The 15,003-nt window shown below is 51.7% G+C and carries 13 protein-coding genes and 1 pseudogene; 3 read left to right on the plus strand and 11 right to left on the minus strand.

What is annotated here, in order from left to right; translation table 11 throughout:
- Positions 1-89: 89 nt before the first annotated feature.
- From ccsB to OEV59_06455, 3 genes are read left to right on the plus strand one after another with little or no spacing between them, the layout of a single operon-like run.
- A complete protein-coding gene (gene ccsB, locus OEV59_06445; protein MDH4227376.1) occupies positions 90-974 on the plus strand; it encodes a c-type cytochrome biogenesis protein CcsB in 885 nt (294 codons plus the stop codon).
- 37 nt (positions 975-1,011) lie between these two features.
- Complete coding sequence (locus tag OEV59_06450; protein MDH4227377.1) at positions 1,012-2,439, plus strand: cytochrome c biogenesis protein ResB; 1,428 nt, start codon at positions 1,012-1,014, stop codon at positions 2,437-2,439.
- Positions 2,436-4,688, plus strand: coding sequence for a DEAD/DEAH box helicase (locus tag OEV59_06455; GenBank protein MDH4227378.1), 2,253 nt, complete (start codon positions 2,436-2,438; stop codon positions 4,686-4,688). The genes OEV59_06450 and OEV59_06455 overlap by 4 nt, the downstream gene beginning before the upstream one ends.
- Before the next feature lie 24 nt (positions 4,689-4,712).
- On the opposite strand, the gene OEV59_06460 is transcribed toward OEV59_06455, so the two are convergent.
- The 11 genes and pseudogenes from OEV59_06460 to hisC form a co-directional block, all read right to left on the minus strand.
- Positions 4,713-5,201 (minus strand): HIT domain-containing protein, encoded by a 489-nt coding sequence (locus OEV59_06460; GenBank protein MDH4227379.1) that lies wholly within the window; start codon positions 5,199-5,201, stop codon positions 4,713-4,715.
- Positions 5,198-5,488, minus strand: coding sequence for an integration host factor subunit beta (locus tag OEV59_06465; GenBank protein ID MDH4227380.1), 291 nt, complete (start codon positions 5,486-5,488; stop codon positions 5,198-5,200). The genes OEV59_06460 and OEV59_06465 overlap by 4 nt, the downstream gene beginning before the upstream one ends.
- Positions 5,489-5,498: 10 nt before the next feature.
- Complete coding sequence (sppA, locus tag OEV59_06470) at positions 5,499-6,377, minus strand: signal peptide peptidase SppA (GenBank protein ID MDH4227381.1); 879 nt, start codon at positions 6,375-6,377, stop codon at positions 5,499-5,501.
- Positions 6,378-6,448: 71 nt separating this feature from the next.
- Positions 6,449-6,649: a hypothetical protein gene (locus tag OEV59_06475; GenBank protein ID MDH4227382.1), complete on the minus strand. Its 201-nt coding sequence runs from the start codon at positions 6,647-6,649 to the stop codon at positions 6,449-6,451.
- Between the two features lie 36 nt (positions 6,650-6,685).
- Positions 6,686-8,275: a 30S ribosomal protein S1 gene (locus OEV59_06480; protein ID MDH4227383.1), complete on the minus strand. Its 1,590-nt coding sequence runs from the start codon at positions 8,273-8,275 to the stop codon at positions 6,686-6,688.
- A 98-nt stretch (positions 8,276-8,373) separates the two neighbouring features.
- A pseudogene (locus OEV59_06485) lies at positions 8,374-9,242 on the minus strand (4-hydroxy-3-methylbut-2-enyl diphosphate reductase).
- 2 nt (positions 9,243-9,244) lie between these two features.
- A complete protein-coding gene (gene cmk, locus OEV59_06490; GenBank protein MDH4227384.1) occupies positions 9,245-9,973 on the minus strand; it encodes a (d)CMP kinase in 729 nt (242 codons plus the stop codon).
- A complete protein-coding gene (aroA, locus tag OEV59_06495) occupies positions 9,916-11,205 on the minus strand; it encodes a 3-phosphoshikimate 1-carboxyvinyltransferase (protein ID MDH4227385.1) in 1,290 nt (429 codons plus the stop codon). Before aroA ends, cmk begins: the two co-directional genes overlap by 58 nt.
- 690 nt (positions 11,206-11,895) lie before the next feature.
- Entirely contained in the window at positions 11,896-12,768 is an 873-nt protein-coding gene (locus OEV59_06500; protein ID MDH4227386.1) for a prephenate dehydrogenase/arogenate dehydrogenase family protein, read from the minus strand.
- A gap of 21 nt (positions 12,769-12,789) precedes the next feature.
- Positions 12,790-13,803 carry a 3-deoxy-7-phosphoheptulonate synthase gene (gene aroF / locus OEV59_06505; GenBank protein MDH4227387.1) on the minus strand — a complete coding sequence of 338 codons (1,014 nt, stop codon included), beginning with the start codon at positions 13,801-13,803 and terminating at the stop codon, positions 12,790-12,792.
- Positions 13,804-13,895: 92 nt separating this feature from the next.
- Positions 13,896-15,002 (minus strand): histidinol-phosphate transaminase, encoded by a 1,107-nt coding sequence (hisC, locus tag OEV59_06510; protein ID MDH4227388.1) that lies wholly within the window; start codon positions 15,000-15,002, stop codon positions 13,896-13,898.
- Position 15,003 lies beyond the last annotated feature (1 nt).

The following is a 15,003-nucleotide window of genomic DNA, read 5'->3' on the forward strand; positions in this document are numbered from 1 at the left end:
AAGCTCCTTCGATAATATCCTACACTGAAATGATACCTTCAATTAAGCCGCTTGTCAAACCAATTGAATCTAAGATAAAATAAGGAAATATGCAGATTGACGAACTTACGCTAAAGACAGCTTCGCTTCTGACATTCGAATACAGGCTCTACTGGATAGTGGCGCTCTCCTACGCCCTTTCCGCCCTGATATACCTAGCGCACGCGCTCTCGGGCTCTAAAAAGGCGGCTTCGAGCGCCAAAGGGCTCCTGATAACGGCCTTCATACTGCATGTCGGCCTGATAGCGGTAAGGACCTACGAGGTGGAAAGAGCGCCGTTCCAGACGCTTTATGAAACGCTCTCGTGGTTCGCGTTCACGGCAGTAGGCACGTATTTGCTGGTATCGAGAAAATGGAAGGACGTTCACCTTCCGGCACTTTTTGTCACTACCCTTGCCGCCGGAGCCTGCGGCTACGCGCTTCTTACGAGGACCCCGGCTGCCGAACCCCTTAGTCCGCCGCTTCAGAGCTACTGGTTTGAGTCCCACGTCATACTGGCGTTTTTCTCCTACGCCGTGTTCATCGTAAGCTCGGCAATAGAGATATCGGCGGCAGTGGCATCGGGCTTTCTAAAGCGCGGCAGACAGTCGTTTCGCGGGTTCGAGGCCTCTGCCATGCACGGCTTCCATGCGACATCCTACAACCTTGTGCTCTTCGGGTTCCCTCTCCTGACCTTCGCGATATTTTCGGGCGCAGCATGGGCAAACGAGGCATGGGGCCGGTACTGGAGCTGGGACCCGAAGGAAACATGGTCGCTCATAACGTGGACAGTGTTCACGATGTATCTCCACTCGGCAAGGGTCCCGGGCTGGAGCGAACGAGTTGCCCCTATCCTTAACATACTCGGCTTCGTATGCATGATGATGACATTTCTTGGCGTAAACTGGCTCGCAAAGCTCCTTGGCATACCGAGCATGCACGTCTACGCCGTATAAAGGACTGCTTCCAATGACCGCGGAACATAAAACCAATTTGGCCGAAAAATCATACGCAGTCCTCACATCGCTTAAGACCTCGGTGTACCTGCTCCTTGTCCTTTGCGTGTTCTTCATGCTCGGAACGATATTTCCACAGGGCACGGAGTACGCTACTTACGAAAGCTCGGGCGGAAGGTTTCTTTTCCTGGTAAAGACCTTCGGCCTTTTAAATATCTTTAACGGCTCGGCCTTCCTTGCCGTATCGGGGCTACTTCTTATAAACCTCGCGTTTTGCTGCTATGAGAATTATTTTCGCGTAAAAGGCAGAAGAAGAAAAGGCTACGCTTCACTAACTTCGCCAGACCTTGTCATCGCGCTAAACTCCAAGCCGGACAAGGCACAAAAAATAATCGAGCGCATGTTTCTCTCGCTCGGGTTCAGGGAAAAGCCGTCATCAGAAAAAAACGTAATTGTATACGAAAAAGGAATCTACTACAGGTGGCTCACGTGGCTCTACCATGCTGCAATAGCAGCTTGCTTTGCCGGATTTGTCTTGTCGGGCCTTTATGTGAAAGAAGGCATGCTTACATTAAAAAAGGATACGCCTGCAAAGATAGAATCCTCCATGATGCCTGAAACGCTTGGATGGATGGCAAGCCCCGAGCCTCCGTCATATACAATCGTACTCGACAAGTTCTCTACCGAGTACGCCGAACACCCAAACCTCGACATGCCAGGTGACAAAATTGCAAGGCTCAAAGTGGCTTCGTGGCAAACTCCCCTTTCCTTTGACTTGTCAAAAGAAGGAATATTTCCAAAAGACTGGTTTTCGAAACTTAGAATCCTCGAGAACAGTTCTACAGCAACGGAGAAGACCATCGAGGTGAACGACCCTTTGAAATACAAGGGCTACACCTTCTACCAGGTCGGGTATGAGCAGGAACTCGAGCTTTCGGTAGAAGGCGCAAAAGAGAAAATCACGGTCACTGCCGGCCGCTCGGTTGATATCAAAGAGCTCGGGGTAAAACTTAAATTCGGAACACTTAGGACAGGCAACCTTTTTCAGAAGGATGGCACGGTGCGCGCAATCGAGCCCTATGTCATGGCAAAAATAGCGCCCGATAAGAACGCAAAGAATAAAAAGCCCGAATCCCGGAAAGAAGAAGCCCCGGTAAAGCTCGTTGTAAGTAAAGCGTCCGTTATTGCCGGGAAAAAGGTAACACTTACCGGGTACGACGAAAGCTCGATGCTAAGTTACCGCTACGACCCAGGTGTGCCGCTACTCTGGTTCTTTGGCTCGCTCGTGTTCATCATAATGACCCTAAGATGCCTGGGCTCGTGGCAGCGCGCCAGGTTTTCCATACGTGCAACGGATACAGGAAGTGTTGCAGAGATAAACGTAAAATGCATGGGGCTTTTCCGCTCAAAGGCCTCGCTTGTCTCGAACCTCGACTACGTGGCAAAGACCCGCATTTCGGAATGACTATCTCCGAGTTCATAGCGGAAATCAAAAAGCGCAAGGACTTAAAGGACGTCGCGTACCACGAGGTATTTCCCATGTGCTCTGCCTCGTACGCCGACAGCGCAAAAAAAACCGACAAACGCATAGAAAAGGCGCTCAACACCCTTGGAATCAAGAAACTCTACACCCATCAGGCCGAGGCAATAAGCTCGATACGTGGCGGTAGCAATACGGTCGTGATGACCCCGACCGCAAGCGGCAAGAGCCTCATATACAACATCCCTGTAATCGAAAACGCGTTAAAGGACAATGCATCGCGCGCCCTGTACTTATTTCCGCTTAAGGGGCTCGAGCAGGACCAGCTAAAGAACCTGAATGCCATGTTCGCGGAAATCGGCGACAAGGGCCTTAGCGCCGCTATTTACGACGGCGACACAACCGATTACAATAGGAAGAAAATAAGATCCAAGCCCCCTACCGTGCTCTTTACCAACCCCGACATGCTGCATCTTGGAATCCTTGCCTTTCACGCGAAGTGGGAGAGTTTTTTCCAAAACCTACGTTACGTCGTTATAGACGAAATACACGCCTACAGAGGAGTGCTCGGCTCCCATGTAGCGCAGCTTCTTCGGCGTCTGCGGCGCATCTGCTCGAAGTACGGCTCTAATCCAGTGTTCATAGCAAGCTCTGCAACCATAGCTAACCCCGGAGAACTTGCAACGATGCTAACCGGGCTGCCTTTTACCGTCACAGACGAGAACGGAGCGCCTTCGGGAAGAAAACATTTTCTCCTGATAGATCCGGCAAAGGACTTAAGCCCCTACACCATCGCAACGAAGATATTTACCGAAAGTATCGAGAACGGGTTCAAGGCAATTTGTTTTACAAAGGCAAGGAAGATAACAGAGCTCATGCACACGTGGGTAAAGGAAGGCTCCCCGAAGCTTAGTCCGCTCATAAGCTCTTACCGCGCAGGATATCTTCCGGAGGAAAGGCGCGAGATAGAACGCCGCCTCTTCTCCGGCGAGCTCTCGGGCGTCATCACCACAAGCGCTCTCGAACTTGGCGTTGATATCGGCGGGTTGGATGTCTGCGTGCTCGCAGGCTACCCAGGCTCCATAAGCTCCACGTGGCAGCGTGCCGGAAGGGTCGGCAGAGGCACAAAGGACTCTCTTGTCGTGATGGTGGCTCTCGAGGACGCGTTGGACAAGTACTTCATGCGTAGCGGCGAGGAGTTCTTCAATAAGAGCGCCGAGGCCGCTACACTCGATGCAGCAAACCCCGTGATACTGAAATCCCACCTTGCCTGCGCAGCCGCAGAAATGCCTGTACGATCGGCCGAGGCCGAATACGCGGAAAACGAGGACTCCGTCGAAACAGCGCTAAGCGAGCTTGTCGCTGAGAAAAAGCTCTGGAAGTCTGCGGTTAAAAGAACTTACAACCCGCGAAGCCGCTACCCTCACCGCGAAGTATCCATACGCGGCACAGGAGCGCCGTTTCGCATACTAAAGGAAATCAACTTAAAACCAATTGCCGAGAGCGGCACTTCGCGCGTAATGAGAGAGCTGCATCCGGGCGCAATCTACATGCACAGGGGCGAGCAGTATCTCATAACTTCCCTGCACCTCTCTGACAAAGAAGCGACCGCCCGGCCCGTGAGCGTGAATTACTATACATCCGCCATAACGGATGAGGAAACCGAGATACTTTCCGAGAAAAAAGTAATGTCCTCGTTTGGCAGCGAGATGTCGATTGGACGGCTGCGTATTACCGAAACGGTCCTTGGCTTTCGGCGTAAAGAGCTCTACACGAGAAAGGTTATCGAGGAATTGGGGCTTGAACTCCCGCCAACCGTATTCACGACAGAGGGCATGTGGTTTATCGTGAGCGATGAGCTGATAAACGCGATATCCGCTAAAAAGTTCAGCATCCCCGGCTCCCTGCACGCGCTCGAACACGCGCTCATCGCGGCCCTTCCCCTGTTCGCGCTTTGCGACAGAAATGACCTTGGCGGCAGAAGCTACACGCTAAACCCGGCGCTCGGGGCGCCTTCTATATTCGTCTACGACGCGCACGAGGGCGGCGTGGGGCTCGCGAAAAAAGGCTTCGAGCTTGCGGAGGACTGGTTCATGTCTACGAGAAAGATGCTATCGGAGTGCCCCTGCGAGGTGTCGTGCCCTTCCTGCACACAGGACCCACACTGCGGCAACAACAACGAGCCGCTCGATAAGCGCGGAGCAATACTTATCCTCAACGCCTTTCTTGGATAAAGGTCAAGACACGGCAAAACAATATTATTCGATGGATGAGAAAAGGGGCTGAAGCTTCTTTTTCGAGGACTCGAGGTGCTCGGGAAGCACCTTTGTCTCGGAGAGTACGGGCATGAAGTTCGTGTCCCCGTGCCACCTCGGCACTACGTGGCAGTGAAGGTGCTCGGCTATGCCCGCGCCTGCGGCAAAACCCAGGTTGAAGCCGACATTGAAGGCGTCTGGTTTATACAGTTCCTTTATTGCCTTTACCGAGTGCCTGATAAGCCGCCAGATGTCGATTGACTCGGCATCGCTTAAATTTTCCATATTCGCCTCGTGGCGCGACGGCGCCACCAGAAGGTGCGCGTTGTTGTAGGGGAATTTATTCAGTATGACTACGCTCGACTTGCCTGCGTAGAGGGTAAGACCATCATTTGACTTTCCTATAGCTGCATCGCAAAAAATACAAGACGGCTTGGGCTCCCTCACGGTATCAACGTATTCCATTCTCCAGGGGGCCCAGAGATTCTTCATGGCTTCTTAACTGTGTCCACCCTTTCCTTGAGTTCCTTGCCGGCCTTGAAAAACGGCACTTTTTTGGCGTCGACCTTTATGCCTTCGCCGGATTTGGGGTTCCTGCCCTGCCTCGAGTTCCGCTGCTTCACCTTGAAGCTGCCGAAACCGCGTATCTCTATTTTCTCGCCTTTTGCGAGGCTGTCGGCTATGCTGTCGAAGACGCTCGTTATGATTATCTCGACGTCCTTCTTGGTGAAGTTCGGCGCCTTCGCAGTTACTTCTTCGATAAGTTCGCTTCTGGTCATTCTCATCCTCCTAATGTTTAACGATACCCGGCATCATATACATTAAGCTAAAGGAAGAGGAAGCTTCGTTGACAAGCGTCCTCGCCCCCTCTTCCATCAATTCCTTGAAAAGCCCTTTCTTTCTCTCCGGATAAAGCACCCTCGGCTCTCCGGATATGCCCGCAAGCTTCCCGGCCTCGGTGATTGCGTCGCTAAGGTTGCCGAGCTTGTCAACGAGCCCGAGCCTCTTGGCCTCCGCCCCGGTGAACACGCGTCCGTTTGCAAGGAGCGCGGCCTCTTCCTTCTTTATCTTTCTTCCTTCCGAAACAGCGTCAACAAACTGGGAATGCGCGTCGTTGATAACGGACTGCAGCAGCGCCCTCTCTTCTTTTGTCATGGGCCTTGACGGAGAGCCCGTGTCCTTGAATTCGCCGCTTTTTATGGTCTCTGTTCTAAGACCGATTGTGCCAAAGAGCTTTTCCATGTTAACGAAGTTCGCAATAACGCCGATACTGCCTGTGATTGTTCCCGGGTTCGCCACTATCATATCGGCCGGAGCAGCTATATAGTAACCGCCAGATGCTGCCACGTTGCCCATGGAGATGACTACTTTTTTCTTCTCCTTTAGCCTCTTTACTTCCGTATATATCTCCTGCGAGGCCCCGACCGCGCCGCCCGGGCTGTTGACCCTCACAACAACGGCCTTGACGTCGTCTCTTCTCGCGTACTCGCGAAGCTTCTTGTTTATGGCGTAGGAATCGGTTATTACGCCTTCTATCTCGAGCACAGCGACCTTATCGCCAAAGCCGCCGCCTTCGTCATTCGAGAATATCGCGGTTATTGCCGATATTACTATCAGCGCCGTAAATACCGCGCCCATTGCCATCAGAAACTTCTTGAACTTTCCCATAATATAGAATCAGCCGCAGGCCGAATTATCCTCGTAAAGAATTAAATTACCGCCGTGCGCCGCCTGCCGCACTAATCCCCGCCGCCGTCTCCACCGCATCCGCCGGAATCGCCGCAGCTGCCGCTATCGGAACCGCCCGAATCACCGCTGCCGCCGTCCCCTCGACTGCCCCTTTTGCCGCTTCTGCTGCCGGACCTGTGCGCCCAGATGGAGAATATCACGACAAGCAAAACAACATTAATTACCAATATCACGAATATTTTGCTTGTCATACCAGTCCCGGTGACGTAGAAACTTTCTGCTGTCTGCTACGCGCCTTCGCCCTCGATTACACGCCTAAGGCTAAGCCCTATTTTCCTGTCATCGGGGTTTACGTTAAGTATCTCGACCTCGACCTTATCGCCGGCCTTTATGCCCGAGCCCTTCTGTTTACTCCTGTTCAACTCGGAAACATGTATAAGCCCCTCAACACCGCTCTCTATTTCTATGAAAGCCCCGAAGTCCGCTGTGCTCGAAACCCTGCCCTCTACGATATTTCCTGGGCTAAAACGCCCGGCAACCCCTGCCCACGGGTCATTCTCCGTAAGCCGTGTTGAGAGTGAGAAACGCTGCGCCGCCTTATCGACGTTCACCACAACGGCCTCGACCTCCTGGCCGCGCTTGAAGAGCTCAGAGGGATGCTTCACCTTTTTCCACGACATGTCTGATACGTGCACAAGGCCGTCGATACCCTCCTCAACGCCTATAAACACGCCGAAGTCCGTGATGTTCTTTACCGTGCCCTTTATCTTAGTGCCCTTGGGATAACGCTCTTCGATAGAATCCCAGGGATTGGCCTCCACCTGCTTTAAGCCAAGCGATATGCGCTTATTTACCGGATCCACGTCGAGTATCATTGCATCGACCATGTCGCCCGGCTTCACCTTCTGCGACGGATGGCGAAGCTTTGTCCACGACATCTCGGAGATATGCACTAGCCCCTCGAGCCCCGGTTCTATCTCCACAAAAGCGCCGTAATCTGTGAGATTGACGACCCTGCCCTTTATCCTCGCCTGCGGCTTGTAGCGGTCGGCTACACTTAGCCAGGGGTCAGAGGTAAGCTGCTTCATGCCAAGAGAAATCTTCTTTGTCTCGGCGTCGTATTTCAGTATTTTGACCTTCACTGCGTCGCCGACCTTCACGACCTGCGAGGGATGCGTAACCTTACCCCACGACATGTCGCTAAGATGCACGAGCCCGTCTATGCCGCCAAGATCAACGAACGCGCCGTAATCGGTGATGTTTTTAACAACCCCTTCAACGGCCTTGCCCTCTTCTATTTTGGAGAGCGTAACGCCCCTTAACGCATCCCTTTCCTCTTCGAGGATGACGCGCCTGGATATTATAAGATTGTTCTTTTTTCTGTTGTACTTGATTACCCTGAACTTGAATGATTTGCCGACGAGTTCGTCCGGGGATTTTACGGGCTTAAGGTCCACCTGAGAGCTTGGAAGGAACGCGGTCACGCCCATGACGCTTACATGGAACCCTCCGTTTACTTTTTTATCTATTTTACCGTCGACCGGAGTTTTGTTGTCGTGTACCAGTATGAGGTCGTCCCACACATGAAGCTGGTCTGCCTTGCCTTTGGAAAGTATAATATATCCGCGGTCATCGTCCCAGCGTAGTATAAGTACAGTAACTTCCTGGCCTTCCTTGACCTCGACCTTGCCGTCAGCGCCTGTAAACTCGGCTATAGGCACTATACCCTCGGCCCTGTACCCGACATCGACAATGACCGAGTCGCTTGTTATCTTCACTACCGTGCCTTTTACAAGCTCTCCTGCATGAGGCTCCTTCATGCTCTTTTCCAAAAGAGCTTCGAATTCGCTCACGCCTTTGTTGTCGAGTTCGTTCATGACCTGTCCCCCGCGCCTTAGTCTAGTTACGAAAATTTACTATATCACAGCCGTAAATAGAGTTCAACCTATTAATTTATATTAGGTTTTGCCCTCTATTAAAGCTCTTTAATGACAGCCCCGTCGAAACTTTCCAACACTCTGTTTACGACCTCTTCGATTATCCAGTCCGGTGTAGACGCCCCTGCCGATATGCCAAGCTTATTGACACCCTTGAACCAGTCAGTTGATATCTCGGAAGCGATCTCGATATGGTGCGTATTGGGCTGTATACCCCTGCAAATCTCGGCCAAACGCCTTGTATTTGGCTGGTTTTTCCGCCAACTACTATCACGCAGTCAACGAGCCTGGATATCTCTACACTGTCTTCCTGCCTGACGCTGGTAGCGCTGCAAATCGTGTTACAAACCTTCACCTCGTCTGCTATGGTGCGGCAGAACTCGGCAATTTCCCTGAACCTGGACTCTGACTGCGTTGTCTGCGCCACTATGCCGATTTTCTTTTTTCTTCCAATGGCTTTGAGCCCCTCGACCCCGGCAACGACCACTATATCCGCGCTCGCGCCGTAGCTTACCATGCCCTGGACCTCGGGGTGCTCCTTTTCGCCAACAACCACCACAAAATAACCGTCCGCAGTCAACTCGGAGACAAGCTCGTGGGTCTTCTTGACGAACGGGCACGTGGCGTCCACGATATTTAGCCCTTTTCTCTTTGCCTCGTTTATCTCCTCGTACTTAACGCCGTGCGACCTGATTATGACCGTGCCGCCCTTTATGTCGTCGAGCGAGTCCTTGGCAGTTATGTTAGCCGTTTTCTCGAGCGTTTCAACGACCTGAGGGTTGTGTATGATGGGCCCAAGCGTATGTATGTCGCCGCCCTTATTGGAGTCGGCGGAGGCAACCGCTATATTTATCGCCCTCTTGACTCCGAAGCAGAACCCGGCCGATTTGGCTATGTATATTTCCATGGTCATTTTTTCTTCTCTACCACTTCGATTATCCTTGCAACAACATCATCGAATCCCATGCCGCTTGTGTCTATATTCACGGCGTCATCCGCCTTTTGAAGCGGCGAGTTCTTTCTCGATGAATCCCTCTCGTCACGCTTTGAGATATCGCATGCCACCTTGCCGATATCCTGCCCCTTCGAGAGCCCGAGCTCGTCAAGCTGGCCAAGCCGCCTCTTTGCCCTGACATCGCCCGAGGCGTCGATAAAGAACTTGAAATCCGCCGAGTCCTTCAATACGACCGTTCCGATGTCTCTACCTTCCATCACAACGCCATGCTTCGCGGCAATGGATTTCTGAAGCCCAACAAGACGCTCTCTTACCGCCTTCTTCGATGAATAGCGCGAGGCAAGCTCCCCTGCCTTCTCCGTTCGTATGACGCCGGTATAGTCCTTGCCGTTTACAGATACTTTGAGGCCGTCCTCGGACAAAACAACATCGGCCTGTCCTGCGTATTCAGAAAGCGCCGCTTCATTATCCGCAGCCACCCCGTTTTCATCTGCTGACACGGCAAAGGCCCTGTACATCGCCCCTGTGTCCACGTACCTTAAGCCGAGCTTCTTTGCAACCGCCTTACTTACACTGGACTTACCTGAACCGGACGGGCCGTCAATTGCTATACGCAGTTCTTTTTTCAGGCCGAGGCCTCCTTTAGTATTTCGAAAAACGACGGGAACGATACGTCCACGCACGCAGGGTCTTCTATGTCTATGCCGTCCTTCGAATTAAGCGCGGCTATGGCAAAGGCCATTGCTATCCTGTGATCACCACGGCTATGAATTTTACCGCCTCTCACTGTAGCGCCACCACTACCCTTTATGACTATGCCGTCCTTTAGCTCCTCTGCATCTACGCCTATTGCAGTAAGAGATTCCTTCATGACCGTAATCCTGTCGCTCTCCTTTACCCTTAGCTCTTCAGCGCCGGTTATCTTAGTAGAACCTTCTGCAAAAGCAGCCGCTATGTTTATAATCGGGAACTCGTCTATTGCAGGCAAAAGCTCATCCCCGTTTATGTCGACACCATTTAGCTTCGACGTTCTTACAAGAAGATCCCCTGTGGGCTCGTCGTCGTCGTTCATGTTAACCACTTCGATAGCCCCGTTCATTTTTAAAAGGATGTCTATAATGCCGCGCCTGGTGGGGTTTAAGCCGACATTTTTAATCAGCAGCTCGGAGCCGGGCGTAATCATGGCTCCTACGATAAAGAACGCGGCAGAGGAAATATCTCCTGGCACTTTTATGTCAGCGGCCTTTAGCGAAGCCGCTCTCTTAACCGTTGCCTTGTTGCCGTCTACCCTTATATCAACGCCAAACTTCTTGAACATGCGCTCGGTATGGTCTCTGCTCTTTGCAGGTTCTTCTACCGAGGTCTCGCCCTCTGCAAAAAGCCCGGCAAGGAGTATAGAGGACTTTACCTGCGCGCTAGCGATTTTACTTTTATACGCAATGCCTTTTAAGGCCTTGCCCTTCACTGTCATGGGCAAAAGCTTATCGTCAAGCGCGCTTATATCAGCGCCCATCATTCTTAGCGGCTCTATTACGCGCTTCATAGGGCGCTTTCTTAGAGAATCATCTCCGTCTATTACCGACGTAAACGATTGTGCCGCAAGTATGCCTGTTAAGAGCCTTGCCGTGGTGCCGGAATTGCCCGCATCTATTACGCCAGATGGGGCCTTTAAGCCGTTTAACCCAACGCCGTGCACGATGAGGCGCGACTTTGACGGGCTCTCTATCTTGACGCCCATTGCCCTGAAAGCGCCGGCTGTGTGCAGGTTATCGTCGCCTTCGAGAAAGTTCGTTACCTCGGTAGTGCCGTCCGCAATGGAACCCAGCATAACGGCCCTGTGCGAGATGGACTTATCGCCGGGAACCTCGATAGAGCCGGAAAGAGATTTTATTGGATTTATTTTTCTTATCTTCAACAATACACCAACCGATATATTAATTATGACCCCTGAATTCTTTCGGCAGACGCGGCCTGTTCCTTACCTTTATTGGCATAAACCAGGTTAATAACGACCAAGGCCAGCACCAACACTGCGTTCAAAACAAGGAAAAAATCTAACGCGCCGCCGTATATCTTTCCCCCGCTTCGCGCTCCGGTAAACTTCATAAGCGCAAGCATCGAATATGGAAATAGGAATATGATAACAACTTGGCAAAAAAGCCACGGCGAAAATCTTTTACGCCACTGCCTGATTATAACCGTAATAAAAAAAACGAAATATAACAGATAAAAACAGACTTCCCACCAGGCAGGGTTGCCACGGCCCGAAAACACAAAATATACCACTAAAGCAAACAACCCCAACGCAATAAAACCAAAAACGCCGTACATGAATACGGCAATGCCGCTTAATATCCTATCGGGTTTGGTTAATGCCGCGTCCTCGTTCATCTTCACGCATACCGTTACATACTGCAGAGAGCTTAGGCCATAACCTGCCGTTTAAATTGATATTTTTTTAGTATAGCATACTAACATATTGAATTTCCAGAGTTTTTTAGAATACAAAAAACTCTCAAAAATACGCGTTACGCTGAATATGTCTATAGTCTAAAAACGCAACAACAAGGCTGGGTTAGAGAATAAAATTAAGGAACGATATTACCTATTTTTTAAGCGCGTCGCGTATGTCCTTGGCCCTCTGAAAGTCTGCCTTTATGGCATCGTACTCCCCTTTGGAGATATGACCCTTTATATTTGTAAGCACGCGCTCGAACTTTTCTATGGTCGAGAGAATGGCTGCTTTATTCATGTCGCAGATATCGGCCCACATCTCGGGCGAGCTTGACGCGATACGCGTAAAGTCCTTAAAGCCTCCGGCAGTGTATTTTAGAATGTCGTGGTCCTTGATTTCCTCGTCAATGTCCTCTATAGCATTGACAAGCGAATAGGCTATTACGTGCGGAAGATGGCTTATGGCAGCAAGCGCGATGTCGTGTGTTTTCGCATCCATTATAACGACCTCCGAGCCCGCAGCCTCCCAGAGCGCCCTTACCTTCTGAAGCGCTTCTTTGTCGGTCTTGTCCGTGGGGGTCAGGATGCATTTACGCTTTACGTAAAGGTCTCGCACCGCAAACTCTGCTCCCGAGTTCTCGGTGCCCGCAATCGGGTGCGCTGCGACAAAATGCGCGCCCTTCGGCATCAAAGGCTCGACCGCCTTCACAACCTCTTCCTTGACGCTTCCAACGTCCGTGACGATAGCGCCTGGCTTCAAATTTCTGGCAAATGAAGAAACAATCGAGGCAATGCTTTTGACAGGAACGCAGACAACTACAAGGTCTGCGTCTTTTACGCCCTCGTTTACGTCATGGGTATAGGAATCGATAAGCCCCATGGACACGGCGGTCTTTAGGTTCTTCTCACCCCTGCCCACGCCGACTATGGTGCCGGCAAGCTTCTTATCCTTTAGCGTATAGCAGAGCGAGCCGCCGATCAGCCCTACCCCTATTATGGCAACCTTTTTAAAAAAGGGTTCCATCAGCCGAGAGCCCCGCCGCTCTTAGAGCGTCCTTCCGATTGCCTTGGCAATTGCGCGAAGCTCGTTCATGAGCACGTCGAACTTCTTGGGCTTTAACGACTGCGCTCCGTCGCATAGCGCGTTCTCGGGGTCAGAGTGGACTTCTATCAAAAGCCCGTCCGCGCCGATAGCGACCGCTGCCTTTGAGAGCGCGGAAACAAAGTTCCATTTTCCTGCCGCGTGGCTCGGGTCTATGAACACGGGTAGATGCGTCTCCTCTTTAAGAACCGGCACGGCGCTAAAGTCGAGCGTGTTCCTTAGCGCTGTTTCGAAGGTCCTTATGCCTCTTTCGCAGAATATGATATTGGAATTGCCCTGCGAAGCAACGTACTCAGCGCTCATCAGGAGCTCTGCGATGGTGTTTGCAAGGCCGCGCTTAAGTAGCACGGGCTTCCCTGCCTTGCCTGCCTCCAGCAGAAGGCGGAAGTTCTGCATATTCCTCGCGCCTATTTGAATGATGTCGACATACTTGCAAAGTAGGTCGATGTCTCTTGGGTCCATAAGTTCGCTAACGAGCGGCAGCCCGGTTGCCTTCTTTGCCTCTGCCATGAGCTTAAGGCCATCTTCGCCAAGCCCCTGGAATGTGTAAGGAGACGTTCTCGGCTTGAATGCGCCGCCGCGAAGCATCGTCGCGCCGCTCTTCTTCACCTTCTCTGCGCAGTCGAGCATAAGCTCTCTTGTCTCAACACTGCACGGGCCTGCGATTACCTGCACCTTCTCGCCGCCTATCTTCACGCCACCAATGTCAAGAACGGTCGTCTCTTTCTTAAACTCACGGCTAACTAGCTTATAAGGCTTTAAGATGGGCATCACGTTCTCGACACCCGGTATTGCAGAGAGCGGAGCCTCCGCAAGCTTTGCCTCGTCTCCGATTGCGCCGATTATCGTTCTCTCTTTGCCCTTGGATATGTGCACCGCGAGCCCGAGCGCCTTTATCCTTTCTACAACGTGCTCGATTTCCTGCTCGGTCGCGTCCTTCTTGAGTACTATTATCATGAATAACCCCCCGGTCTTTGTATAGCCCATACGGCTTTTTTATTTTATCCTGCTCCCCGCGCCTCGATAATCAAGGCCAGCGGTTTTTCAGTCTACTCCATCACCTTAAAGAACGCCTCGAGAAAACGCCTGTTCTCGGCCTCGGTGCCGACTGTTACGCGTATGTACTCCGGAAGAGAGTAGCTCTTCATGGGCCTGACTATCACGCCCTTCTTTAAAAGCTCGTTATACACGACATCTCCCCTTCCGACCTTCACAAGAAAGAAATTCGCCTCGGTCGGAACGCATACAAACCCCTTTCTCTCGAGCTCTGTAAATAGCATCTGTAGCCCGTCGCTGTTGGTTTTCCTGCTCCTCTCGACATGCTCTGTGTCGTCCAGGGCCGCGGTTGCCGCAACCTGGGCAAGGCTATTGACGTTAAATGGCTGCCTCACTCTGTTTAAGTAATCTATGATTTTAGGGCTTGCGATGCCGTAACCAACCCTCAAGCCCGCGAGCCCGTATATCTTCGAAAACGTCCTGAGTATGATAACGGCCTTGCCTGAATCAAGGTACTTGATAGAATCCGGAAAATCCCTGTCAGTCACGTACTCGACATACGCCTCGTCTATTACTATGATCGCGTTCTTCGTGGCCTTTGCTATAAAGGCGTCGAGCTCTTTACCCTTTACTATCGTTCCGGTCGGATTATTCGGGTTCGATATGAACACAAGACGCGTCTTGTCGGTAAGCGCATCTCCGAGCGCCTCCATGTCTATCGTCAGATCATTTAGCGGTGTTTTTACAGACACCCCGCCTGCTGCCTGCGTAACAAGCGGATACACGGCAAAGGACGGGTCTCCCATGAGCACCTCGTCGCCGGGCTTTAAAAAGGTGCGGATTAGAAGCTCGATAATCTCATTCGAGCCGTTGCCGATGATGAGCGAATCCTCAGATACCTTCAAAAACGCCGCAAGCCGCTTCTTTAGATAGTAGCACGAGCCGTCCGGGTAGCGGTTTAGTTTGGTAAGCTCCCTGGCTATCGCCTCGACCGCCTTCTTAGAGGGGCCAAGCGGGTTCTCGTTACTGGCAAGCTTTATCGAACCCTGTATGCCGAGCTCGCGCTCGAGTTCCTCGATAGGCTTACCCGGAGGATACGGAGTAAGAGCTGCAATGCCGTCACTTACGGTTATATTCATCTCTTCCATCGTCTTTGCCATC

It is taken from the genome of Deltaproteobacteria bacterium (genome assembly GCA_029858205.1).
In the GTDB taxonomy this organism is placed as follows: Bacteria; Desulfobacterota; GWC2-55-46; order GWC2-55-46; family DRQE01; genus JAOUFM01.